24 protein-coding genes are annotated in these 25,790 nt (G+C 38.3%); 7 read left to right on the top strand and 17 right to left on the bottom strand.

The window, feature by feature from the left end; all coding sequences use genetic code 11:
• The 3 genes from BMW64_RS17705 to BMW64_RS17695 form a co-directional block, all read right to left on the bottom strand.
• On the bottom strand, positions 1-366 hold the full coding sequence (locus BMW64_RS17705; RefSeq protein ID WP_090001698.1) for a hypothetical protein: 366 nt from the start codon (positions 364-366) through the stop codon (positions 1-3).
• Positions 363-1,457: a hypothetical protein gene (locus BMW64_RS17700; protein WP_090001696.1), complete on the bottom strand. Its 1,095-nt coding sequence runs from the start codon at positions 1,455-1,457 to the stop codon at positions 363-365. Before BMW64_RS17700 ends, BMW64_RS17705 begins: the two co-directional genes overlap by 4 nt.
• A gap of 83 nt (positions 1,458-1,540) precedes the next feature.
• On the bottom strand, positions 1,541-2,326 hold the full coding sequence (locus tag BMW64_RS17695) for a hypothetical protein (protein ID WP_090001555.1): 786 nt from the start codon (positions 2,324-2,326) through the stop codon (positions 1,541-1,543).
• A gap of 1,171 nt (positions 2,327-3,497) precedes the next feature.
• Between BMW64_RS17695 and BMW64_RS17690 the strand changes: the two genes are divergently transcribed.
• Complete coding sequence (locus BMW64_RS17690) at positions 3,498-4,340, top strand: Hachiman antiphage defense system protein HamA (protein ID WP_090001552.1); 843 nt, start codon at positions 3,498-3,500, stop codon at positions 4,338-4,340.
• Positions 4,337-7,714 carry a DEAD/DEAH box helicase gene (locus BMW64_RS17685; protein WP_090001550.1) on the top strand — a complete coding sequence of 1,126 codons (3,378 nt, stop codon included), beginning with the start codon at positions 4,337-4,339 and terminating at the stop codon, positions 7,712-7,714. Before BMW64_RS17690 ends, BMW64_RS17685 begins: the two co-directional genes overlap by 4 nt.
• Positions 7,715-7,724: 10 nt before the next feature.
• Here BMW64_RS17685 and BMW64_RS17680 read toward each other — a convergent pair whose 3' ends face one another.
• Positions 7,725-8,495: an XRE family transcriptional regulator gene (locus tag BMW64_RS17680; RefSeq protein ID WP_090001548.1), complete on the bottom strand. Its 771-nt coding sequence runs from the start codon at positions 8,493-8,495 to the stop codon at positions 7,725-7,727.
• 61 nt (positions 8,496-8,556) lie between these two features.
• On the opposite strand from BMW64_RS17680, the gene dinB reads away from it, so the two are divergent.
• The 3 genes from dinB (at position 8,557) to BMW64_RS17665 (ending at position 13,798) form a co-directional block, all read left to right on the top strand.
• Positions 8,557-9,702 (top strand): DNA polymerase IV, encoded by a 1,146-nt coding sequence (gene dinB / locus BMW64_RS17675; RefSeq protein WP_090001546.1) that lies wholly within the window; start codon positions 8,557-8,559, stop codon positions 9,700-9,702.
• A 10-nt stretch (positions 9,703-9,712) separates the two neighbouring features.
• Positions 9,713-12,766: a DNA polymerase III subunit alpha gene (locus BMW64_RS17670; protein WP_090001544.1), complete on the top strand. Its 3,054-nt coding sequence runs from the start codon at positions 9,713-9,715 to the stop codon at positions 12,764-12,766.
• 123 nt (positions 12,767-12,889) lie between these two features.
• Positions 12,890-13,798, top strand: coding sequence for a hypothetical protein (locus BMW64_RS17665; protein WP_090001542.1), 909 nt, complete (start codon positions 12,890-12,892; stop codon positions 13,796-13,798).
• A gap of 27 nt (positions 13,799-13,825) precedes the next feature.
• Here the strand turns inward: BMW64_RS17665 and BMW64_RS17660 are convergent, their stop codons facing one another.
• Together BMW64_RS17660 and BMW64_RS17655 are read right to left on the bottom strand one after the other, a co-directional pair.
• Entirely contained in the window at positions 13,826-14,521 is a 696-nt protein-coding gene (locus tag BMW64_RS17660; protein ID WP_090001540.1) for a GNAT family N-acetyltransferase, read from the bottom strand.
• A gap of 26 nt (positions 14,522-14,547) precedes the next feature.
• Positions 14,548-15,219 (bottom strand): DUF6904 family protein, encoded by a 672-nt coding sequence (locus tag BMW64_RS17655; protein WP_090001538.1) that lies wholly within the window; start codon positions 15,217-15,219, stop codon positions 14,548-14,550.
• A gap of 338 nt (positions 15,220-15,557) precedes the next feature.
• Between BMW64_RS17655 and BMW64_RS17650 the strand changes: the two genes are divergently transcribed.
• Entirely contained in the window at positions 15,558-16,889 is a 1,332-nt protein-coding gene (locus tag BMW64_RS17650) for a hypothetical protein (protein ID WP_090001535.1), read from the top strand.
• 246 nt (positions 16,890-17,135) lie between these two features.
• Here BMW64_RS17650 and BMW64_RS17645 read toward each other — a convergent pair whose 3' ends face one another.
• Positions 17,136-17,555, bottom strand: a complete 420-nt coding sequence (locus BMW64_RS17645) for a hypothetical protein (RefSeq protein ID WP_090001533.1) — start codon at positions 17,553-17,555, stop codon at positions 17,136-17,138.
• Positions 17,556-17,614: 59 nt separating this feature from the next.
• Positions 17,615-17,974: a DUF6876 family protein gene (locus BMW64_RS17640; protein WP_090001531.1), complete on the bottom strand. Its 360-nt coding sequence runs from the start codon at positions 17,972-17,974 to the stop codon at positions 17,615-17,617.
• 410 nt (positions 17,975-18,384) lie between these two features.
• Between BMW64_RS17640 and BMW64_RS17635 the strand changes: the two genes are divergently transcribed.
• Positions 18,385-18,924: a transposase gene (locus BMW64_RS17635; protein ID WP_090001694.1), complete on the top strand. Its 540-nt coding sequence runs from the start codon at positions 18,385-18,387 to the stop codon at positions 18,922-18,924.
• A gap of 212 nt (positions 18,925-19,136) precedes the next feature.
• Here the strand turns inward: BMW64_RS17635 and BMW64_RS17630 are convergent, their stop codons facing one another.
• The 9 genes from BMW64_RS17630 to BMW64_RS17590 all read right to left on the bottom strand — a co-directional run bounded on the left by BMW64_RS17630 (position 19,137) and on the right by BMW64_RS17590 (position 25,737).
• Positions 19,137-19,943, bottom strand: a complete 807-nt coding sequence (locus BMW64_RS17630; RefSeq protein WP_090001692.1) for a PRTRC system ThiF family protein — start codon at positions 19,941-19,943, stop codon at positions 19,137-19,139.
• Between the two features lie 2 nt (positions 19,944-19,945).
• Positions 19,946-20,692: a PRTRC system protein B gene (locus BMW64_RS17625; RefSeq protein WP_090001529.1), complete on the bottom strand. Its 747-nt coding sequence runs from the start codon at positions 20,690-20,692 to the stop codon at positions 19,946-19,948.
• Positions 20,693-20,731: 39 nt separating this feature from the next.
• Entirely contained in the window at positions 20,732-22,024 is a 1,293-nt protein-coding gene (locus BMW64_RS17620) for a hypothetical protein (RefSeq protein ID WP_228400953.1), read from the bottom strand.
• Positions 22,025-22,029: 5 nt separating this feature from the next.
• Positions 22,030-22,248 (bottom strand): PRTRC system protein C, encoded by a 219-nt coding sequence (locus tag BMW64_RS17615; protein WP_078797553.1) that lies wholly within the window; start codon positions 22,246-22,248, stop codon positions 22,030-22,032.
• A gap of 9 nt (positions 22,249-22,257) precedes the next feature.
• Positions 22,258-22,800 carry a PRTRC system protein E gene (locus BMW64_RS17610; RefSeq protein ID WP_090001527.1) on the bottom strand — a complete coding sequence of 181 codons (543 nt, stop codon included), beginning with the start codon at positions 22,798-22,800 and terminating at the stop codon, positions 22,258-22,260.
• A 64-nt stretch (positions 22,801-22,864) separates the two neighbouring features.
• Complete coding sequence (locus BMW64_RS17605; RefSeq protein WP_090001525.1) at positions 22,865-23,296, bottom strand: hypothetical protein; 432 nt, start codon at positions 23,294-23,296, stop codon at positions 22,865-22,867.
• Between the two features lie 17 nt (positions 23,297-23,313).
• Positions 23,314-23,559 carry an addiction module toxin RelE gene (locus BMW64_RS17600; protein ID WP_228400952.1) on the bottom strand — a complete coding sequence of 82 codons (246 nt, stop codon included), beginning with the start codon at positions 23,557-23,559 and terminating at the stop codon, positions 23,314-23,316.
• Positions 23,540-23,938 carry a single-stranded DNA-binding protein gene (locus BMW64_RS17595; protein ID WP_090001523.1) on the bottom strand — a complete coding sequence of 133 codons (399 nt, stop codon included), beginning with the start codon at positions 23,936-23,938 and terminating at the stop codon, positions 23,540-23,542. The genes BMW64_RS17600 and BMW64_RS17595 overlap by 20 nt, the downstream gene beginning before the upstream one ends.
• A gap of 557 nt (positions 23,939-24,495) precedes the next feature.
• Positions 24,496-25,737: an NUMOD4 domain-containing protein gene (locus BMW64_RS17590; protein ID WP_090001521.1), complete on the bottom strand. Its 1,242-nt coding sequence runs from the start codon at positions 25,735-25,737 to the stop codon at positions 24,496-24,498.
• Positions 25,738-25,790: the final 53 nt, after the last annotated feature.

Here is a 25,790-nt window from a genome sequence, read left to right as displayed (position 1 = left end):
TCATTTTGAAAGCAATGTGTAGATGTTTTCAAAAATTGTATTCTGCCTGGCTTTCAGTGCTGCTATTTCTGAAAGTTGTGTAGAAAACAATTCCAATTGACTTTCCGAGATGAACTTCTGTCCGTTGACTACTTTTGCCAACTGATTGACATTGGTTTCGATCTTTGTAAAGATGTTGTCCTGTTTTTCAATGAATTCAATAACGTTTCTTCTCTCATCATCCATAATCCTGTTCTCTACAGAATCGATAATCAGCCTGGTCAAAGAGATATTTCTTTCCCTGCACGTTTTCTTCCAGTTCTTTTTTCTTTCCTGTTGGATCCGGAAAAAGATTACTTCAGAATTCGTGTTCCCTTCTTTTTTCACGGTGAACTCCAACTTGGAATACCATTCACACTTTTCAGGACGAAGGTTCCAGAGGCTGGTGGTGTGGGAATGACCTCGGTGGCAAAACCAAATGAACCATCGGCTTTTGCGACTACTTTTTTCGTATAAGAAGAATCGCCGTCTGCATTAGGCATTTGGGAAGGCGTTACGCTTAGCTTACCATTGATATTGAGCCATCTTTCAGAAAAGTCACCTGAAATTAAAGCAAATTTATAGTCGGTGTAATTGTTCGTAATACTGTCCCAAAAAGCATTCGGATTGGTATTGACGGGTGTCGAATGAATGGCCAGCTTATTACTGACACTTCGGTCTCCGACTACCGGGCTTCCGGCTCCAACGCCAATGAAAACGTTATTGGAACCTGTCCGGTTCCCGGTTCCTGAAAGGTAACCGATCGATATATTATCATTGCCGGAAGTGATGTATGACATGGCACCTGGACCAATACCAATATTCCTGTTACCGGCTATGGTCCCGTTAGCCATTCCATTCAATGCCGATACACCTGCCGCGTAATTCAGTTTTCCGGTCACTTTTCCCTGTGACATGGCATAGGCAAATGCCGAATTTCCTTTTCCGGAAGTGATGTTGGAATCTGTCGCCACGATCGTATTGTATTCACCTGTGATCGGACTTCTGGATCTTCCCAGGATGTAATTTTCTTTCTGATCAAAATCAAGTGTAAGATAATTCTTCAGTATCAATTCGACCGGAGAAGTATTGCCTCTTAGCGCAACCATTTCCAAAGGGTCATCCTTAGTCAGTGCAACCCATTGCTGTCCATCAAAATAATATAATCCCGATTTGGTTAGATGAGCAGCTTGTCCCGATGGAGAGGTTGCAGGCGTAGTTACAAATACAAAAGCACCTTTTTGTGCGGTGGAGTAAGTTTTTGCAGCCAACTCATCGCCGGTAATACGTGGCGGAATAATCCCGTCAAAATGATTCACATCATTTGGTTTTCCGACCACTTCAAACGTAGCTTTGGGCGACTGGGTATTGATACCGACCTGAGAGAACAGGTTCACTGCTGCCAAGGCAAAAAGTAAGGTTAGAAAATTGTTTTTCATTGTTGTTTTTTTGTTAAGGTTTATTGCGTTTTTAGAATCATTCATCATTTTCGAAATGCTGTTGAATAGCATCTTGTATTGGCTTATTTTAAATGAGGTTTCGTCCAGGTTGAATATCCTTTGGCTTCGCCCACTGTATTGGCAGTGATGGCATTTAAAGTTGATGCCGGGATATGAATGGAATTGTTTTGCAGAAAAACGGACATCAGCGCTGTTGAGTTTTCCGGATGAAGCCAGGCGACGTCAGTCGGGAAGTATCCAAGTTCATTGCAGATGTCAGAAATATCCATTACAGCATCATCCGAAACTGGGTTGGAACCGTTTGTTCGTGATACCAGAAATTTAATATTGATGATGCCGTCAATTTTTCTAAATGATACCGCTCCCTCTAAGCCGCCGAATTTTTTTGTTCCCATGCTGTAGAATTTCGTAGAGGTATCGTAAGTATCTTTATCATCCCAAATATTAACAGGTGCACTCCATTGCGTAGAAGCAGTTAGCGGGCTGTTGGTATTACGGTCGAAAACCAGAATGGTTTGATACTCGATCTTCCGCTCCTGTTGGGCAGGCTGCCATCGATTGCCGTCAAAATAATAGAGCCCGGGCTCGGAAATATTAATGACCTGCCCGGACAGTATGTACGGCGGAACAGTCACAAAAAGGAGAGCACCCTTTTTCGATGAGGAATAGATCTTTTTTGAAAGCTGATCACCGGTGATGCTTGGCGGAATGATCCCATCATAATGATTCGGATCATCAGGTTTGCCTACGACCTGAAAAGTAGCTTCCGGGTTTGGCGTATTGATACCGACCTGTCCCGAGACTGATACCGTCAATAAGCTAAAGAAAAAGTAAAGAATTGTTTTCATCTGATTAAGATTTCTGCTGCAAAGTTGTAGCATTAAAACCTTGAAAACAATAGGGTTAGAGGTGCGTGGGCTAAATAATAACAATCTGGATTACTTTTGAATCCGTGGAGATTAAAAAAGAATAAAATGGAATCTAACTGAAGGTTTATAAAGAAAAAAGACGAGTTCCGAAGTCTTTTCCCTTTTGCAAAAAGGCAAGAGCGTCTTGGGATATGGAACTTGAAAAGTTGTATATACAAAGACACATCTTGCTTACTTAGACCGCTATTTTTTCAGAGCTCTGAAATGAGAATGTATGTAATTGATTATTAGTAAGTTGATTTAATTGCTTTTGAAAAGAAAAAAAGCAGAAAAGTAAATAACATCGAGGCTGCTCAATTTTTGAACCGCATAGGCAGCATCCGGCTCAAATTCTGAACCGGTTTTGAGATTAGTGGTTTATTTTTTGAGCCAGTGCAGCGTTTGGTGGTAACAATTTTGAGCCGGTTTCCCAAAAAGTGGTTCATTTTTTAAGCAAGGTCATCAGCTCCTGTAGTCTATTGAATACACTTTAGAAGTAGGGTGGTTTAATACTTGAACCGCATTGGCATTATCTGGTGCATATTCTGAGCCGGGGCTGAGATTAGTGGCTTATTTTTTGAGCCAGTGCAGCGTTTGGTGGTAATAATTTTGAGCCGGTTTCCCCAAAAGTGGTGCAATTTTTAGGCAAGGTCATCAGCTACTGAAGTCTACTGAATGCACTTCAGAAATAGGGTGGTTTAACTCCTGAGCCGCATCAATAATATCCGGGTGAAATTCTGGACTGGGTAGGAGATGGTCGGCTTATTATTTGCTCAAGGTAAGAATATTGCTATTAAAATTTATTTAAGAACATGTTATGGTAATTTATTAAAAAACATGCATTTAATTTAGACTAAATTAGTGTATTAAAATAAAAATAGTTTTTATATTATTAAATAGTTCCCTGCCCTTTATGTGTCATTATTTTTAAAAATAAGTCTACTCTTTATGATAAAAAATTGAATAGAAGTGTGATTGCTTATATTTTTTCTTTTTCGGTGTTTCATTTGAGAACTAAAAATATGTCAATAATTTATATACGGTTTTAAATGATTATATCTTTAAAATGATTAACTTTATAAACATAACCTAATGACCAATCAATTTATTAATGTTTTCTCAAGACGAAATTTTAGGATCTCATCCTATAGCACCAAGCTTTTTTGAAAAATGGTTTCATAGCGACAACATAAAGCGTACTAAAAATCGTTGTCATAGAGCACTTTCAAGTAAACTCGCATCGAATGATTCCGAACTTATCTCCTGGCTTGCTAATAAAATAATTGAACATCACTACAGTCCATCTAAATTGAGACGACTAAGGAGAATGTATAAAAACATTGGTTTTCCAGCTTATGCTAATCAGCATAGACAGATTCCGAGTGCAGACCGAACCATGAAAGGAAACGCTACCGAAATAATTTTGATTGAATACATTTTAGGTTGTAATTCAGATCGAACTCTTATAAAATGTTTTAAATTTCATTATAATCCAAACGTCAACCAATCAATGAAAGGTGATGATGCACTGATAATTGATGTAATTAATAGTGAACTTGGAAAAGAGGAAATAAAGGTTTTCCTTGGAGAAGCCAAATTTAGGAGTAAACCGGATAAGGCGGTGGTTTCCGAACTGAGTAATGCAATAAGCAAAGACAAGTTACCACTATCTTACACTTTTTTATTGGACCGCCTTTATGATAATGATCATACAGTTAATTTAGCAGAGTTTTTGGAGAAATTCATTTTAGACGAAATAAAGTCAAAAGGTAATATGAAATATGCCGGGCTACTACTTAGCAATGACAAAACATCTGATTTTATAGAAAAAAATTATACAAATGATAATCCTGATGCAGTTATAATTTCAGTAGGTATTGATGATCCAAAGTCATTAATTTATAATGCTTTTTATGAAGCCAATGCAATAATCAATAATCCAACTGCTATATGAATAATGAACTAATCGCTAGTAAATTAAAAAGATTGGATGCTGATGCTACTATACAAAATTATTTTGCACAGGCCAATGCAAGGTATATTTTGCTTAATACAGAGGAAAATAAGGAAAATTACCCACCATATACAATTAATGATGACCAACTCAATTTATTAGCCCTACAATATTTGCATTTAGGGTGTAACTATGCTGAAAATGAAGCTTTGTCTAACGCTAGTGTTCCTCTAGAAAAGGGTGCTTCATTACTGGAAGTTATTCATGGTGCAAAGACAAATAGAAAAACTGTTAGTGATTACTATGGTCTGGTAGCATCATTAGCATATTATGTAGCATTTGAATATTCCAAAGCATTTATACTGATTAAGAAATTTGAAGCGAATACAATTATAGCTTCAATGTTAGGGCTTTTTTTACAACGTAACTTTATACAACTTAATGATCTGTTGTCTTCTATGCTAATGGATAGCAAATACCGTGATGATAAGGTTGCCGAGAATAGTGAAGAGGAAGGTAATCAAAAAATTTATGAGATTACTATCGCAAAATCTTTAAATGGCTTTATTCAATTCTATACTTCTGGAAATCAACAAGCTTTAGAAAATTCCAGATTTTTACTTAGGAATCTAAAGAAAATTGCAGAACTAGAGGAAGACGCTGGCATATGGTGGATAATAAGATTATTACTCTTAATTTCAAACGGCTTTAATGAAGCTGCAATATGGAATGTGCTTGCTAAATACTTTAATATCGAAAATATTCAAGTTAAAAATTATTTGCGATCGCTTGTTTATTTGCAACCGAGAGGACATTATGAACTATTTATTACCCAGCGTGCGGCGTTAGATCAAGTTATAAATAGTGAGTGTGGGTGTGTTGTTAGTATACCAACTAGCAGTGGAAAGACTAGGATTGCAGAAATAGCAATTTTACATTCTATACAATCTAATCCGGATGGAAAAATTTTATACGTTGCTCCATTTAGATCTTTAGCATTTGAAATAGAGAATAGTTTAGAAAAAGTTTTTCAAAGCTCTGGCATAGTGGTATCACACCTTTATGGAGGAAGCTTATTTAGCAAACTTGATGAGTTAAGTATCATGGAAGCTCAGGTAATCATTGCTACTCCTGAAAAAGCGAAAGCTTTGTTCAGGGCAAATAACGATATCATAAATAATGTCACATTGACTATTTTAGATGAAGGCCATCTTCTGGGAGAAGATAAAAGATTAGTAATGAATGAGATTTTCTATGAAGAACTTCGATTTCACATGAAGCAAAATAAAGGTAGATTTCTTTTACTATCTGCCGTTTTACCAAACGCTGAAGATCTTGCACAATGGCTGACTGATAACAATGAAGCCATATTTAAAAATGGTTGGAGGCCTTCAGATGAGCGCTTAGGAATACTAGAATGGCGAAACAATAATGTAAGTTTAAACTGGGAAAGTCAGGATCATGAGAGAAGTTCGTTTAATCCGTATTTTATTACTTCAGAAGAAGTTTCAAGATATAAATATCGTGGTGAAGAACGAATAAGATATTTTCCGAGTGATAAAAATGAAGCAGTGGCAACAACTGCGTACAAATTAAGAACATTTGGTCCGCTACTTATTTTCGTTGGTTTGAAAGATTCTGTTTTTGTGATGGCTGAGGCCTACTTAAAGGCTATGGATGATGGTGGGAATGATTATCAATGGAAAAATAAATCGCTATGGAGAATATTTCAGTTAGCATGTGCTGAAACATATGGTCCTGATAATAAGTGGCTGCAGTATGCAAAAATGGGTATCTTATGTCATAATGCAGCATTACATAGTGATGTTCGCCTTCCATTAGAGCGGATTATGAGAGAGGAGAAACCATTGGTAATTATTTCAACTTCGACCTTAGGTCAAGGTGTAAATTTAGGAGTCTCTACAGTCATTTTTTCAACTCTTTATCAAGCTGGATCTCCAGTCAGGGCTAGAGATTTTTGGAATATTGCGGGAAGAGCTGGACGCGCTTTTGTGGATCATGAAGGTAAGATTTTAGTAGCAATTGATACGAACAACAAAAGTCAAAAATCAAGATTAAATTTATTTAATAGTGTTCGAAAAAACTATTTTAATAAAGAAAAAATTGACTACGCTGAAAGCGGAATACTCTCTTTAATAAGTACTTTGAAAACTTATGCAGACAATATTGGTGTAGATTTTAGTCTTCTTATAGAACTCATAACAGAAAATAATATTTCAGCTATTGGCGAAGAGGCAGACGCAATTGATGAAATTCTAGATTGGGTAGATGACACTCTACTTTCATTACTGTTAATTCACAATCCTGAAGGTGATATTAGTATTTCCTGGGTTGAAGATTTCTTCTCAAAATCGTTGGCATATATTCAAATATCCTCCAAGAAAAATATCTCACATAAAGAATTTCTGGATTTTATTGAGGCAAGAACAATTGGTATTGTAGCAAAAGTGAGTAACAATAGAAACAAATGGAGGTCGATTGTTGGATCTGGTATTCCTCTTAACAGTGATCTAATCATTGAGGATAATATGGATCAGTTAATTTCGAACGTTGACGAATATTTATTAACTGAAGGCACATTTGAAAATTTATTAGAATTGCTGGAATCTATTGAAACAACTATTGAAGATTTACCTGTTTTAAATGAAAGAGGACAGTATTTAAAATATCCTAACGTTGCTCAAATAAGAAGATTATGGTTAGGCGGGGATGATGCTTATAAAATTTTCCATATAGAGAAAGGAGCTGAAATTGTAACTGATGTTTACTCATTCTCATTGCCATGGATTCTAAATGGAATAGCAAGAAAGTTTAAAAGCAGAGATTTGGATATACAGGCTACAGTATTAGAGGAATTATCTTTATTTGTGGAAGTTGGCTTACCCTCGATCATAAAAGTCAAAATTTACCAAGCGGGTATAAGGTCTAGATCAGCTGCAAATGAATTGGGGGATTTTTGTGTGGGTTTTTCTGGTGATGAACCGGTTTCAACAATAAAAAGAACCTTAATTGCCAATATTGATAGTTACTCATTATTTGTCAGCGAGACTACTGAAGAGTGGCTAGAAATGCTTAGAAAGACATCAATGCAAGATCGATTAAAAATAGATAGAGTTTCATCTTTTGAGTTTGGAGATACTCATGAAAAAACCCAAACTTTAATTGCTCAAATTATCGACGGTAAAAAATATCTTATTAGCCCTGACTTTGAATTTGTACATGAAGGATGGGGTAATGTTGATTTCATGCCTGCATTGAATAAATCTGGAGTGGTTTTTAAATATGATGAAAACGATAATTTGTGGTATATGGAAAGTTTAAACCCATACATTGAAATAATTGATAATGATTAAGCGAAGAAAACTAATATTTTTTCTTTAACTCCTCCCGCATTTTCTTCATATCATTTTTCAAAGACAAAAACATATCTTTGATTACACTATCCGTCAGATCAATTAGTTCGTATTCATCTGTAAGGGCTTTTACGAACTTCCAGACTTCAACAATCTCACTGAAAGGAATCTCATAATTTTCATAAAAAATGTTCTTCGAACTAACAATAATCGAATTATGATTAATCTTTTCGATAGTTTTATAAACCAGCCCACTTTGTGTAATAATCAGATAGGTTTTATCTACCTTGAGTTCAGATAATTTCTCAACAAATTCACCAATGATATAGGTGCCATCTTTAAATGGCGGCATCGAATCACCTTCTGCTGGAAAAGCCCTGTATTTCCCGTTTCTCAGAAAAGGCAATGACATATACTGCAGGCTTTCAATATATCCCGGGTCATTATATCCCTCAAGATAACCCATTGACGCTTTGTGGGGGACAATTTCAATTTTATTTTCACCGGCTTCATCGACCAGTATTGGAAGAACAATCCTGTTATCCGGCAGTTTGATAATATCTTCCAAAGGATATTTTCTCAGATCCAAAGTCAGCATCAGGTCGATGCTGATGCTAAAATATTTTGAGATGTTAAGAAGAACATCGAACGGAGGTTCGGATCGGCCGTCTTCATATTTGGCATAACGGACCCTGCTTATCCCCAAATTGCCTGCAATACTTTGCTGGGACAAACTTTTTTTATGCCTTAGAAACCTGATATTATCTGAAAAAACTGACATTGATACAAATTGTATCAGCAAATATAATAAAAATGATACAAAATGAATCTAATTTTGTCAAATGAAACGGGCAATAGCACATATGGATTTGGATACCTTTTTCGTCTCCTGTGAGAGACTGAAAAACTCCGACCTTGTTGGAAAGCCGCTTATCATTGGTGGCGGGGACAGAGGCGTGGTAGCATCCTGCTCTTATGAGACACGGTATTTTGGGGTACGAAGTGCAATGCCGATAAAGATGGCTTTACGGCTTTGCCCGGAGGCAAAGGTAATCCGGGGAGATATGGAAATGTACTCCAATATGTCTCATACGGTCACTGAAGTCATACAGGAAAAAGTTCCAATTCTTGAAAAGGCAAGTATTGATGAATTCTACCTTGATCTTTCCGGAATGGATAAATTTTTCGGTTGCTATCAATGGACCACGGAAATTGCAGAGGCTGTCAGAAAAAATACCGGTCTGCCCATCAGCTTTGCTTTATCCACCAATAAAACCGTTTCAAAAATCGGGACCGGGGAATCTAAGCCCATCGGAAAACTTGAAATTCCCGAACAGAATATAAGACCTTTTCTGAACCCGCTCTCAGTTAAGAAAATTCCGATGGTTGGCAATGTGACCTTTCAATTGTTGTCCAGGCTGGGCGTAAGAAATATCCAAACGCTGTCAGAGATGCCTGTTGATGTCCTGCATCAGCTGATCGGAAAGAACGGACAGGAACTCTGGAAAAAAGCCAATGGTATTGATGAAACGCCTGTTGTCCCTTATTCTGACAGGAAATCTATCTCCAAGGAAAATACATTTTCACAGGATACCATCGATATCAATGGCATAAAGAGCACACTGTCAGGAATGGTGGAACAGTTATGCTTCCAGCTCCGTCAGGAGAAGTGGCTGACTTCTACCGTTGTGGTAAAAATTCGGTACTCCAACTTCGATACGGAGACCAAGCAACACAGGATTCCTTACACTTCATCCGACCATACGCTGCTCAAATACGCATTAGAATTATTTGAGAAGGTTTATAACCGCAGAATGCGAATCCGACTTATCGGTGTAAAGTTCACCGGTCTGGTACACGGATGCCACCAGATGAATCTGTTTGAAGATACGGAAGAGCTTATCAGTCTTTATCAAACGATGGATAAAATTAAAATGAGGTTCGGAGCGACAAGTGTCGGACGGGCTTCCGGACTTTTAAACCAATAATTACGATGTTATGTTCATCAATTGTCATTCTTTCCATAGCTTACGTTACGGTACCATTTCCGTTAAAGAATTGGTTCAACAGTGCGTTGATCTGGGAATCGGTGTGGCCGCTTTGACCGACATCAATTGTATCTCCGGCATTTATGACTTTCACAGATTATGTGAAAAAAGCAACATCAGGCCGGTCGTGGGTGTGGATATAAGAACTGACAATAAACAGCATTACATCTGCCTGGCAAAAAATCAATCAGGCATAGGACAAATCAACAGGCTTTTGACGCTACATAATTGTGAAGGAAAAGATCTGCCATTACATCGCCCCAATCTGCCGGATGTATTTGTCGTATATCCTCTGAGCAATTACCCTGAGAAACTTCAGCGAAATGAATACATCGGCATCCGTCCTGAAGAAATCAATCTTTTGATTAATTCCAGCCTCAGAAAGTATCTGCCAAGAATGGTCATTTTACAGCCAGTGACTTTTACAACCAAGAAAGAATACACACTACATAAGATTCTGCGTGCCATCGACCGGAATACGTTGGTCACTAAACTTGATGAAAATGATATATGTAGGCAAAACGAGAAGCTGATTTCGAAGGATGAGCTTCTAGAAAAATACCAGCATTATCCGCAAATTATTGAAAATACCCAACGATTACTTGAACAATGCCATTTTCATTTTGATTATAAGACCCCTAAAAACAAAAAAAACTTTACAGAAAGTAAAGACAGCGATATAAAGCTCTTGAAGGAACTTGCCTATAAAGGGTTTACCAACAGATATCCTAATGATGACGGAAAGGCTAAAGCACGGATGGATAAGGAATTGGGTGTCATTGACCAGCTGAATTTCTGTGCTTATTTCCTTATCACTTGGGACATCATCCAGTACAGCAATCGGATGGGATTTATGCACGTCGGTCGCGGAAGTGGTGCCAATAGTATCGTTGCCTACTGTCTTGGCATTACGGACATCTGCCCGCTGGAGCTTGATCTGTACTTTGAACGCTTTCTGAATCTGAACCGAAAAACACCGCCGGATTTCGATATCGACTGGAGCTGGCAGAACAGGGATACCATTTTACAATACATCTTTGACAAATACGGAAAAGACCACGTGGCATTTTGCGGCACGAACGTCGAATTTAAGTATAAATCGATTTTCCGTGAGGTAGGAAAAGCATTTGGTCTGCCAAAAGAGGAACTGGATGAACTGGCCTCCAAATCCATTGAACAGCACGATATTAATTCGGTGTCAGCAATGGTTCACAAATATGGAAAACTTTTAGAGAAATTTCCAAACCAGCGAAGTATGCATTCTTGTGGAATTTTAATCTCTGAAGAACCCATCACCAATTACTCGGCATTGGAAATGCCGCCGAAGGGATTTCCGATTGTCCAGTTCGATATGCACGTGGCCGAGGAAATCGGTCTGGAAAAATTCGACATCCTTTCCCAACGGGGCTTGGGAACCATCAACGATACAGTGAAGCTCATCGAAGAAAAACGGGGTATCAAAGTCAATATTAGAGATGTGAGCTTGTCAAAGGATGAACAGAAATGCAATGAATTTCTGAGCAGGGGAAAAACAATTGGATGCTTCTATATTGAAAGTCCGGCCATGCGCGGACTTCTCCGAAGATTAAAATGCAACAATTACAAAGTATTGGTGGCGGCATCGTCTATTATCCGTCCGGGCGTAGCACAAAGCGGAATGATGAAGGAATATATCTTCCGTCACAACAATCCTGATCAATTTGAATATTTTCATCCGGTTTTTGAAAAAGAATTGGGGGAGACTTATGGCATTATGGTGTACCAGGAGGATGTTATCAAAATCGCCCTTCATTTCGGAGGCCTGTCACCTGCTGACGGCGATGTGTTACGCCGGGCAATGAGCGGAAAAGGACGTTCGCTCTCTGCACTGCAGAAAGTCAAAGACCATTTCTTTGAATCCTGTAAATCCCTGGGCCATCCGGAGCAGCTCTCCAAAGAGGTTTACCGCCAGATAGAATCCTTTGCAGGCTATTCATTTTGCAAGGCCCACTCGGCATCTTACGCGGTAGAAAGCTACCAAAGCCTTTATCTAAAGGTTTATTATCCTATCGAGTTTATGGTTTCGGCGATAAACAATGGCGGCGGTTTCTACAGAACAGAGGTATATGTCCACGAAGCGAGAATGTCAGGTGCAACCATTTTAAATCCCTGTGTCAATCTAAGCGAATACCAGACTACTGTTTACGAAAAAGATGTTTATTTAGGGCTGATGCATATTGAAAAGCTGGAAAGTAAAATCGCAGTTTCAATTCCTGAAGAACGAAAGAACAACGGTGATTATACCTCCCTGGAAAACTTTGTCAAAAGAATCCCTATTGGTATTGAGACTTTACAGACCTTGATATTAATAGGAGCATTCCGGTTTACCGGGAAGCAAAAGCACGAACTGTTAATTGAAGCCCGTTTTCTTTTAGCAGGAAACAGGCCGTCTTTTAAGCATTTAACATTACTGGAAGAACCGCAAAAAGAATATACCCTTCCAAAGGTGCAAAGACATCCTTTGGAGGATGCATTTGATGAAATTGAGATCTTGGGATTTCCGGTTTTAGTGAGGCCATTCGACTTATTACAGACCAAATATAGGGGAAGTGTAATGGTAAAAGACCTGACGAAATACCATAAGAAGCAAGTCAAAATGCTTGCCTACTTGATTTCCAGAAAGCACGTTCCCACCAAAAGAGGGACGATGTATTTCGGAACGTGGATAGACGCGGAGGGTGAATATTTTGATACAGCGCATTTCCCTGACAATCTAACTCAATATCCTTTTCAGGGTGGTGGATGCTATTTATTATTAGGAACTGTGGAAGTAGACTTTCACTTTCCCACCATAACCATTTTAAAAATGGCAAAAATGCCTTTCATCCCCGACCCAAGATACACTTTGGATAAAGACAAAGCGTATGAAGCTTATAATAATATCCGGGAAGATGTGAGTATGACTTTCAGGAAGCCTTACCCGCAGGAACACGAGATTGGATTGCCTAGGAGGAAAATGAGTTGAGTTCATTCAAAATCTTTATTATAGAATCAAAAACGACATTATTATATTGAATGAGTGAGACGAATAAACAAAATGTATTACAGCCATAAAGATTTTGTATAAATTTGAGCTAAACAATACATAATGAATTTAGGGAATGAACCTTTATGGGCTATAGAATTTTATAAACTTTACGAAAGCAGGAATATTGAAGACATTAAAAAAAGACTTTTTGAAATTTCCGATGTACTGATCTACTTACACGAGATCCTTGCAGAGCGGAAAGTTGACCTACCAGAAAAAGATATCTATTCTGAACAATTGGTTATTAAACTGCATCTTCAAAACCTGAGTTTGTTAGATTTATCAAAGGGACATTCGATTTCATCCAGATTTTACGACAATAAAAGCTCCGATATTAAATTTCTAGATCTGTCTTCTATTATAACGATTGTGAGATCACAGTACGAGACTTTATTAATGTATCAACATTTGTATGTCAATCCAGAAGACGAAAATGAACAGAAACTCCGGTACGAATCCTGGATTATGTCTTCGATGATGCTGCGCTCTAAAGTATTCTCTCAGTCAAAATTTATAAATAATGAGAGAGTAAAAAGTGAACAAGATGCCATTGAACGGTTGAAAAACAATATCTCAAATAATGAATTTTTTCAGAAGCTCACAGAAAAGCAACAAAGAAGCTTGCTTGAAAATGGATCCGGAAAACTGTTTAAAAATTGGGATACCATATTTTCAGAATCAAAATTTAGCGATGCAGGCGTATTTTCCAAACTCTATTATAATGCTTCAGTATATGCCCATTCCGAAGGTTTGGTTGTCCTTCAACTGAAGGAGACAAAGCATCTGATGGAACACGAACATATGAAAGAAACCTTATATTTAATGTTATTCTATTCTTATTTAATGACTAGTATTATGATAAAGAATATTGTCAATAAGTATCCTTTAGTGAAGGAGAGATATGACAGCCTGGATGAAAAGACTAAATTTGAAATTGATTTTAATTATCAGCTTTCCTTCAAATCATAATTATAAAGCTGAAAAACTGTTGCTGCATTATCGTTCGCTTTCACGACCGCTGCTATACCAGAAATCTTCAATTTTCCAGGTGTGATTTTTAATCTGCCTGACAAGTTTTTGAAGTTCTTCGGAGTATTCTGTCTTTCCGTATCCCATTTCTATTTCGGTTTGTATGGCCCACAATGAACGGGCTAAGAAATTGATTTGTTTTCTAAGTTCACCTACTCTTTCAGTGGTGAGTTCTGAATTTTCACCTGTATTGAGAATTTCTTTAGTAGAATGGTCTTTCAAAAGGATATAGTCTTTCTCTTCACTCTTTATAAAGCCTAAGTCCAATGCAACTTTTTGGGAAGCTTTAAAATTCAGGGGTCCGATCTGCATTTCGTCAATGGTAATTCTTTGCTGATCTCTACTCAAAAACAAATGCGGAATAATGGTAGTCTTCATTGATTGTGTCAAATGACCCTTACCACGGTACTGAGGTAATACAAACCAGTGTAAATCCCGGCGCATATCATATACAGTTGCGACAAAGACACCCTCATTATTTTTAATCAGGTAAAAATGATCGGGACCGTCAGAAGAGGTTACATTATCATTTACCGTGGGTTTTTCAATCCAGATTTTAGCAAAATCGACATATTGATTGAGAGGTCTGCGGAAGATAAGGTAAGATTCGGTATTACCTGAATTTAAATTATCAATAAGTGATTGCAGGGATTTATCAGTCATTTTTCAATAGCAATTAATAGCTGTTATTACCATTCTATTTCGTATATCGTGTCATCATCATTCAGTTCCAAATCCTCAACTTTACAGTTGTGCTTTTTAGCTTCCGACTGCAGAAAGTTTCTTAAATCATTGTATTCATCCGTTGAAAAGACGGCAGTCCGCATCAGGTGCGCTAATTTTCTAAACGATTTCTTTCCGCCCTTCAATCCAAAAAATGTTGAATTGATATGCCGCATATAAAGATACAGATTTTCATTACCAGCGTGAATAGCGTCATCCAGATAGGGTAAGAGATTAACGGCTCCGACTGAATCATAATCTTTCATTGCCTTTTCTATCCAGTATTCCAAATGTAAAAACATAGCGATATCCGCCTTATCGCTTTTCATTAATTTAAAATATTTCAGTGCGGCAATAGAGAATATAATATGAACCCAGGAAACCTGAAAACCACAATATGGAATTTCCTCGAAAGAATAATGGCTATGGGTTCTGGTCAGCCTGCTTCCATAAGATGCTTTCCGTAATTCGTGAGAAAAACCGCTGATGAGATGATTTTTATCTTCATACCCTTTTATTGGTGATAGCGACGGATCATTCCAAAATTTTGAGACAATATCATATAGGTATTCCAGATCATCGCGCGTTCCCCAAATCTCAATTCCTAAACCTTTCTTTGTTGGTATGGTGTAAATCATTTTCCTTTCTTCTTGCAAACAAATGTAACGAACAAATTCCGTGGTTAAAAATTTTTGAATTTTTTCTATAAATAGGGAAGCTTTTAAACATCACTTCTCAAATGTAAATCCCAACATTTTTTCTGACAAGGAGTGTATAATCACTGTTGCAAATGAAGATGAATTGTGGTTCCAAACATAACCAGAGCTGTGGTATGACTTAGAGCCCAAACTTTTTGCATTAAGTTATTCTGCAAATAGGTATATTTTATTTAAATTAAGCCACTTTTTCTATCATAAGTAATGTGAAAACTGTTGCAATTTGCAGCTTATTAAAAACTAATAATTAAAGATATCCAATGAATGACCAATTAGACTTTCTAAAATGTTATTACAGACCCGCATTTTTCAAAATAAAAATTGATTTACCCTTTGAATTCAAGAACTTACAAGAATTAACAGATGGTGCCCTGTCATTGTATCTACACGAATATATTCATTTTATACAGGATATTTCAACCATATATGGACTAGTGAATATCTCGACGATCAACTATTACATTCAGGATTGTGCATCAAGAATTTTTAAAGAAAATAAAAAGGAATTTCAGGTTCCGTTAAAACTTTCACCCAGAGAAGGTGATTATGGATATTCAAATTTTTGTCTGCAGCCTATCTATCTTGGAAGTAAGATTAATCCCAAAAGAACGAAAATAGAGCTGGTTTCATATAAATATGGAAGCCAAGTATTTAATGATAAAAATGAAAAAGTTAACATTATAAAAGTAACTTTGAATGATGCAAAATCAAATGCAAATTTTGAGGTGAGTCTTGGAGGTATTCTGATAACTGAAGGTATGGCTTACCTTTCTGAACGTTATGTTTATTCAGAAATTTTACAATCACAGGGTGCTAATGTTCAAGCTGATGAATATCCCTACCTGGTAGTTGAAAAAATCGCACAAAAAATTTACCCTGAATTAGCACAGTACACTATTCTACTTATAGCCGTTTGTGACTGTTCACTAATGACATACCATCCCGGATTAAGTTTTATCCGTGCTATGGAATTTCTAAGTAAATCAAAATTCATTGAAACTAATCTGGATAATGATCAGATAATATCAAAACTTTATGAAGTACTGAGTGCTTTCTTAAAAGGAAATCATTTCGATTTAGACGTTATTGTGGAGCAGGTAAGAGATTCGATAAAAAAGAGCTTCAAGGCTAGTATTTTTGATGGCAATAATCAATGGATCGACGTATTATTTGATCGCATTACAATTCTCAGAAGAGAATATCCCCAGTTTATAATTGACTTTCTTCAAGGTGGAAATTTAAAGAATAATAAAGATTTCGCTATGTTTTACCTGGCTTTCGGTTCTCCTCTTGTAGTAAACAGCGAGGATAAAGGTACCGTTGCTTTACCTAGTCAATTCAACCCGGAAAATTTTCAACCCCATCTATTTTGGGCTATTAATCAAATCCTAAAAATATTTACTAATCAATCGCCTACACCTTGTGAATTGAAAGGGTTTTGCAAAAAAAGTTCGGAATTGGAAGGAATAGATGATATAACAGATGAGCGATGTGATAATGCACCTTGGGAAAAGCATATCGATCTCTGTCCCGTTGGGGCAATTTGGCGTCATTGGGCGCTTGCTGGGTTTTCACCAAAAACTGCACCTTAATTTAATGATCGCATAAGAAGTTGAGCAAAAGCTTCTTTGTGAATAATTTGACGATTAAATTGATTCGCAACCTTTTTTCAACATCTCGGAACTGCACGGAACTCTAGTAGAAATAGGGTTGCAACGCTTTGCGCAAAAATGCATTTCCGACCGAAGGGAGGAATTGTATTTTTGCCTTTTAAAGAATTTTAAACCTAAACAAAACCGCAATCTGAGCAGGCTCAGATTGCGGTTCAATAAAGATCATCACTTCAGTCGCAGGAAGTCCTGCAGATGTTTTGATTTTTTAAAATTGATATAGTTCTTATACTCAGGATTTTTTATAAACGCCTTAAGCGCTCTGATATATTGCATATCCTTTTCGTCAACACAGGAAATTTTAAAGCAGGCAGTGCCGATTTCTCCGAAACAGTTTTCTGCGCCAAAAAGAAGAGAATGGTAGGTTTCCCTTGAAATCGGGCGTGCGTAGTGCGGAAGGTTCTTTTTTCCTTCCTCGTCTTCATTCATAAGGCGTAAATCTTCTATAAACATTTCCTCTGTGAAAAACACACCATATTCCACGCCGTTAAACGTTTCGTATTCCAATTGATAGCTGTTCTTTAACAGATCGTTGACTTCGACGGCTTTTTCAGCCTTTTTTAAATAGATGATAGCATAAGTTCCCATTGTTATAATTTTTTAAAGTTATTAAACACGATTGCCTGTACATCGTGAGGTTCTTAAGATTAATGTTCACTTGGCAGCAGCAGCACATTGCCTTCTTTCCAGATGGTGAACTCGTTAAAGAAGAAATCAGAAAACGAAATGTCCTGCGTGGCAAGTACCTTGTTATTTCCGTCAGTTGCGGTAAGCCTGAACTGCGTTTCTTTCACTCTTTCGAGTTTCCAGACCTGGAATTCTTCCTGACGGAACTTTTCAGAAAGCTGATACGATACAATGCAGGCGATCAGCCAGAAGCACTGTTCTTCTTCTGCAATAATTTTAACGCCATCCGTAAAGACGAATCCGAAGAAATAAGCGTAATACTGCTCAGTACCGCTAAAATGGTTGTAAAATTCATTGGCTGAAATACCTGGATTTTTCATAGTTAAAAAATGTAAAGGGTTGATATTGATTTTGGATTGTTCATTAAAAATGTAAAGAGCGCTTTGCTTTGTGTCCGATGGGCCAGTCGTTTTTCATTGCTTTCTGACGATAGAAATTCCGTTTCAGCCAAAACCGGAATGGATCTGAAGGAATGAAGGCTGCGAAATCTTTTTGTTCACAGAATTCAGGAGTGTCTGGGAAAATTAGCCAAGAGAAGCGGAGCGAATTTTTTTAGAAGCCCAAAAAGATTTTTTTGAGCAGAAACGGGATTTATACTTTTGCAACCTGAAAACAAACGCCCGTCGGTGGCAAGCATACCGACCGCATTTTTCACGGCAATCCATTGAATAGAAGCCATTTTATCCTTATATTTGGACTACGATAACCAAAAGAAATGACAACAATGGATATGAGACGATTTTTATTTTTAGGTGCTGTAGTAATGACGGCATACGGATACGGTCAGACGAATTGCGATGCCCTGAAGAAAGACAATGAAACGCTGCAATCGGCCAATAAAATGCTGACTTCCGAAAATGAATACCTGAAGAAAGCTCTTGATCTTAATAAACCCGTTCTGGAAAGTGAGCAGGAAAATTCCATCTATACAATAACGGCAGTAAAAGGCAATAAGGCCGGGAAGAATATTGAAATTACCTTCCTGATCGAATCGAAAGATGAAAATAAAAAAATGACAATTGAGGACATATCCGTTGTGGATGTGGAAGGAAACGAGTACAAAATTGATCTGTATAAATCAAGTAAGACCTATCCTCAGCTGTCAAAGAATGTCCCTGTAAAGCTTACTTTCTCCTTTAAGGAGGTGCAGGGAGAACCGATGTTTATCAAAATGTTCCGATTCAAAACCATTTCCCAATTAGAAAGAAATACGTTTGAAAAATCAAGGGCGAATTTAGAATTCAGAGACCTTAAAGTGAACTGGAACTAAAACCTAGGTGTACATCATCATACATCGATTTACTTTTTGAATTCCAATCAAAGTACAACAAGAAAGCCGCAACCTTTTTTCAAAATATTTCTGAATAGGTAAGCCGGGGTAATGTTTTAGAAATAGGGTTGCTCCGATTGATGCAAAAATGTGTTTCCGACCGCAGGGAGGAATTGCATTTTTGCCGCCCGACTTTTACATCAGGCGGTTTGTTAAACCCTAATGGGCTGTGAATGGAAATTTTTAAGATTGAGGAAAAACCCTCGGTATTCCGTCAATCCGTTTCGGAACAGATTCCATAACAGGGAGCATCCCATCTGTGCCAATGTCGAATTAATATACAAATCCTGCTTTTCCAATGCTTCGGCTAAGCTACAGCTTGGCGTATCATCCTCCTGCTCGGACTGTCTTAACAGGTCTCCAAATTCTTCGGTCACAAATGGAAGATTTGCCACGGTTTCGTATTTTTCCGAATCAGGCTGTTTAATATTCCCGATGGTTGAGAGCAGAAGCTGCCCCGTATTTTTTCCGTTGCCTGCATCCAGCCAGTACTTGATATTGTTTCGGTATGATCTGCTGTAATGCTTCAATTCGTTAAGAATCTCCGCAATTTCAAAGCGTGATTTGACGTTATCAACACAGGAGATATACAATGTGGATTGCATTGGTTCGTGAATCCTGCCTACAGCATCCCTTTCAAACCTGCTGACTTCCGCATTCCAGTTGGTTCCTGACCAGCGGTTTGCCCGATTAATCAGGGCAACCGCCTTTGGAAGACCGACCTCACATTCTGCAAAACGTTGCCTGCCGATATTGGCTTCCGCCACCGTATCATCATCCCAAAGCCGTACCTGCAATCCTGCGTGTCCGAGTTCAATCAATGAATGGTTCATTTCCATCAGGGCGGTGAGTACCTTAGAGCCTGTTCCGCCTGCCCCGATAAGATTGACCGTAACAGGATTGGTTGGATAGATTAGGCTTTCGTCCGTAAAATGGACTTTTGGTTTTTCATTGTTTATCATCAGAGTAGGTTTTTTAATGTTAGATTGGAATTAACCAGAACCTCTTTCGGAAAAGAGCCTTGATTTTGAATTAAGCCTTTCCAGAGGTTCACACAATTGCCTTTGATCGGGTTATGGCTATTGACCAGATGGCTGAAATAAGAATTAAAAAAGTAATGCTCCCATTGCGCCATAAACTCTTCCAATGATGCGGATTTTTTAATGTTGATGTCAACAGTTCCCATACACACGCTTCCGCTTTCATACACATTAAAAAACGGGGCGTGGAAAAGGGGCGTATTCTCCTTCGGGCGTTCGTCCGAATCCAACGCAAATATTTTCATTCCCTGCCTGTTGGCACACCATAGCAAAGGCGGTACTTCCGCCGATCCATTGGGAATAGACAGCTTTTCGGTAAACAACATTGGTCGTATCTGTCCTTTTGTCAACCAGATTACTTTTCCGTTTTCTGTCGAATCAATATAAAGGACATTTTCAGACATCACCCCATTGGGTTTCAGAAAATCTTTTTCTTTCCTGCTGTGAATCATCAGCGACTTTGCCAGCCTGTTGGCTTCCCTTACGGTTAAGGGATGTGCATTGACAGGGTGTCCGTTGCCGTCAATATCAAAATGTTCAACATAGCCGTCGGGATTGTAATCATCGGTTTCATAAAACACCAATGCAGATTTTGGATAATAGAGCGGACCGAAATTATGGGTAATATCAGTTTCGATAGTTTCGTTTGTATTTGTATTATTTTTCATAGCGTTCTGTTTTGGATTTATTTGTGATTAGGAGGTGGTTTAATTCAGTAATCGGCACAATTCATTCAGCACCTTGAATAGATTATTTTCAAAGTCCAGACTTTCATTTAAGAGAGAATTTCCGTCAAAAGTTTTAAAGATAATCGGTTCCTGAGCTTCCGCATATTCGTTGAATTCATTATTGATCATACTGACTAAGTTGTCGTAAACCACGCCTTCACCCTCTGCGAAGAAAGAAATGTATTTGTCCATTGTCACCACATTTTCCTCGTTGTAATCATTATAGCCATTCTCATCCATAGTTTTAGGGTCGATGGCATTGTTATAGTGCGCATTTCTGAAAATGCTTTCATCGGGATATTGACTGTAAAGCGCAAATACCTTTTTGGCAAGTTCAAAGCACGCTTTGTCGAAATGGTCTTTAGGGTTGAACCCTTTCAAACGATGCTCAAAAAATTGCAGATTCCTCGGGTCTGAAATCTTTTGTCCCATCACATCACCGATCAATTCTGCACGGTGCAACTCCTTTGTGCAAACGAAATAATCCTCCATTTCCGGATCCTGTTCTATCCAGTCATTGAGCATTTCGTAATTCCAGTAGAGATAAGAATCTTCAATTCTGTAATGGGGAATCCCTGCATTTCTGTAGAGATAAGAACACACGGAAAGCAGCAGACAGCCTGCTTTTCTGTGTGTCTTTTGGCGGAGCAATCGATAAAGCGGAACAATCGGAATATAGAACAAAGTCGCCCCTGTATTGCATCTTTCTTCTACGGTAAAATAGGCTTTACCATTCTTTTCGATGAGTCGGACACCCGTCCAATTCTCGGTCTTGGCTTTCAACTGCTTCTGCACGTCCATCAAAGCAAGCCTTACATTATACGGATAACCAAAATGCTTTGTTGGCATTGGCTGTATGTCATAATGCTCAGCCAACTGAGAAAGGGACTTATAAAAATCCCTTTCCGTTTTGGCTCTCCTGCGTTGGCTCTGTTTTGCTGTGATGTCATTTTCCTTTAACAAGGGCATAAAGCAGGTTTTCAGAAAAACATCGGAAGCTGTGAAACGGGAACTGATTTCCGTTGGTCTTTCTGTATTTCCGAACTGTCCTTGGGCTGATGCATCCATTGTGCGAATTCCCTTAACTGTCGGTGCAGTTGCTTTTGTTTTTTTTCTTCGGGCGGTTGAATGATGCCCGATATGGTTTTGCGTTGCATTTTTCATTGGTTTTGTTATTGGTTTACGGTTGTTGGTTGATGGTAGCAAATAAGTGAACCGCTGTTGGCTGACAGCAGATGAAAATCTTCCACCTGTCAGCCTAAAACGATCCATTCAATTCAGCCCTTTGTTCCGACTACGCTTTCAAATCGGTATTCTACTGCATCATCTTTGATTTTTGGGGCTGAAATTTTTGAGGTAGTCAAAATTGGGTATGTGTTGGCGTAAAAGTTCATTACCGTTTCCACCGTCCATTGAGGTTCAGGGTCAGGCAGTCTTATGTCCTGACCGTTTTCTTTGAGTATAAAAACCCGGTCTAATCGTGTTGCAAGTAACATAGGCTCATTTTAAGATTCAACATTGTCATTATTCGTTTCAGAGAACAGGCTTGGCGCAAAGTGACGCTCGTATTCATCCTGCTTTTTGCGGATATGTTCCGCATTTTCGGGAAAATCCGAAGCTTTGGGCAGGGTAGACCACGCCTCTTTATATTTACCCTCTTTTTCAAGTTCTTGGGCTTTCTGCAAGGCTTCATTGTACTTTTTGTCTTTGGCTTCCTTTTCCTTTTTCTCGCGGTCTGCCTTCTCCTTTTCCATTGCCGATTTCTTTTTGGCTTCCTCCACCTGTTTCATATAGGCATCCATATCCACCATCAAGCCCGAAGCGGTCTGCATTGGCGTTGCAACATTTTCAAAAAAGCCATTGTCGAGGTCTTCTGCCGTTCCCCTCAGATTGAGGGGCGGAATCAGCTTTCTTGCTTCGTCCCCGCATTGCTCATTATTGAGCAATACGGAAATAACAAAGCAGTTATCCTGAGTGGGTCGTATCGTTAACTGCAAATCTCCTGTGAGATTCATTTTGGCGATCTGTCTGAAAAAATTAGTTTGCATATTGATGTAGTTTCAAGATTAGAGTGTAAGATTAAAAAGATGAAGATTCAATTTTGAGCAATCATCAGGTGAGTTCCCACAATGAAAACTCTTCCGTATAAAACTCATCGCCCGTATGCTTTCCGAAGGCATTGTAAATGGCGTTGCCGTTTTTGAATACCTGCATCTGGTAGCAGTTCAGGTTATTTTCGGGTTGCAGAAGCTTTTTCAGATCATCCGTTTCCAGCTCGATAAAAATTCGGTTCCTTTCGGATAACAATTCTTCCATTTCGGGATATTGGTCTGAAAACCTGAAAAATTCCACATCCGTATCATTATAGTTCAGCCATTTCAAATCTTGGTCGTTTTCCACGGCTTTAACAGCTTCGAGCCTTTTCTTTTGGGTCATTTTCCATTCTTCTGAAATTCGGATAATGGCAAATCCGCAGTCGTCCCATTCGCTGTCGGTCATTGCTTTGATAAGCAGGTATTCTGTAGGTTGAAGTGATGTTTTCATAGTATTATAAAATTTGTTTAACCGTTGTTTTCATTAATGTATGTTCCACTTGTTTTAAAAGGGTCGGCACCCTCCGTCATTCTGATTTCCGATTTGAAAATCCGTGAAAGCTTTCTTGCATAGCGTAGGGCTGTTGTTCGGTCGCAATAGGTCTTATAGTAAGCCGTAATCTGATCCCAGTCTTTTTTATCTTTGGCAGACCTGAGCTGAAAATTAAACTGTGCATCCATAAGGTAGTTGCTGTTAGAATGGTAAATCATCATTTTCATCTTCTGTAAAAGGATTGCCTTTAGGCGTTTCCGAAGTCTGCTGTTGATGGTTTTTTTTTGTGTTGGCTTTTCCGTGTAGCTTAATTCTTGAGGTGTGGAAATTAAGACCCGATTTAATTTCACCGTCTTTGCCTATCCACGCATTACTGCTTATTCTTCCTGATAATTCCACCAAAGTCCCTTTGATGAGATACGGAGCGATTTTGGCGTTAATCCAGTACGAGCAATTGTAAAAAGTAGTCTGCTCTTTAATTTCGCCCTGTTTTGTCTTGTAGTTATCGTTGATGGCGATTGAAAAATTAACGACCTGTCTGTCGTTTTTAAGAATGTTGATTTCTGCGTTTTTGGTTACTCTACCTACGATGGTGTTCATAATATTTCGATTTAAATGTTAATTGTTTTGATTTTTTTTGTTTTTCGCTTAAAAATTCCGACTGAACTGATTGGGTATCGAGGACACTCGGCTTTCTTCTTTTTTTACTTTTTCAAATGTTGAAAAGCATTATTTATCGTTGTTTCCGTTTTATTGTTCCGTTGATGTCAAAGAACGTCTGCAGATGAATTGATTCGTATAACTGAGGTTCCGGCTTTTTCTTTGCCGATGACGATAGGACAGCATCAGGCACACAAAACCCGATTCGTTTCAGCTTAAAAGCAAACTGCTCACGGATCGGGCTTGAAATCTTTTTGTTCGTAGAATTCAGGAGTGTCTGGGAAAATTGTCGGAGTGAAGCGGAGAGAATTTTTTTAGAAACCCAAAAAGATTTTTTTGAGTGAATGATACTGTCCTACATTTGCAACAGTAAAAAGCCTAACCTCGGTCAGAGATCAGTTCCGGAACGTTTTGATCAACGAAAATAAAAGAGGTCACCGTAAGGAATGTGATTTTCTGGAATGTCTTTAAAATGAAAATCTGTTATAAATGACCAATTACTTATCATTTGTAATTACCAAGCCACCACGAGTCAAATACATTTTAGACAGATCAAATTTCCAGAACGGTTCATTATTATTAACCACCGCAAATGTTTTGTCCTCCATATCAAATTCCCGGACGAAACAGCAGACCAGCGCTTTGGGAACCGATAAATATCTGTTTCTTTTCTGATGCCGAAGGATACAACGCAGGGCATAAGGCTTCCCATCGAAAAAGTCGACATATTGAGAGAGGATGTGTTCCCTCAGGAAAACTTTCCGGCCTTCAGTGATCCAGCCGCTCAGGCGTTTAACCCGTCCTTTATTTGAAATCACAAATCGGTTTCCTGAACCGGGTATCGGCTTCCAGCATTCACCGGGCAGGTCTTCCAAAGACAGGTTCATACAAGCCGGAGGATTCTTCCTTTCAACTAAAGGTTTCCCGAGGTTTTTCCACACCGTTTGATTAAAAATCTTCTGTTTACCTTTAAAATTTGGAATTACCTCAAAATCTTTTTCGGTAATGGAATGGCTGCTAAGAAACCACCGGTAGCCGCCGGCTGTCAGGAACACCCCGTGCGCGGCATCCATTATGTTTTCACAGCCGACACCGGCCACCTTTTCAGCGCTGTACATACTGTCGAAGGCAGCGATAAAGTTCCCGTCAATGTCATACTGGGAGACCGGCTGTGAATAGATTGCATTTCGGTTTCTCGCTCTGTTGCTCTGAAAGGTTCTGTAACGGCTTTCGCTATGCGATATCTTTTCGAGGTTGGTATAATGCAGGTGCAGGCTGTTGCCGTCTTTAAATGCAATCTTAATATTATAATCGTTGTAATCAAATTTTTCTACAAAGTGATAATAAACCAGCCTCGCCATCGATTTGCGGTGCTTTTTGCCATCCGAGGATAAGGTGCAATGGAACTGGTAAAAGTTTTTTTGAAGATACTGATTCGACTGCTTGACGATGACCAGCTTCATAATCATCTCCGGCTCTTTTTTACCTTTTGTTTTGTTGGGTAAGAACGTCCACCGTTCCAAACTTTTTAATCTGCCAAAGCTCGATATGGCATAATTGGGAAAATCTTCCACAGTTTTCCATTCTTCACCAGGCAAAGCTGATAAAGAACGGTTGTAGATCACTTCCTTTACATACTGGTCTTCAAATTCTGCAGGCAGCTTCAATGCAATGGTATCAACGTTGTGTTTTACTAATAATATCTTATATAAAGATAAAAAAAATTGATAAATATCCAATATATCAAGATCTTATATGCAAGAATTCATTAGAATACCAAAAAACCAGTATT

It is taken from the genome of Chryseobacterium taichungense, from assembly GCF_900109935.1.
Taxonomy (GTDB): Bacteria; Bacteroidota; Bacteroidia; order Flavobacteriales; family Weeksellaceae; genus Chryseobacterium; species Chryseobacterium taichungense.
This window is presented reverse-complemented; position numbering and strand designations above follow the sequence as displayed.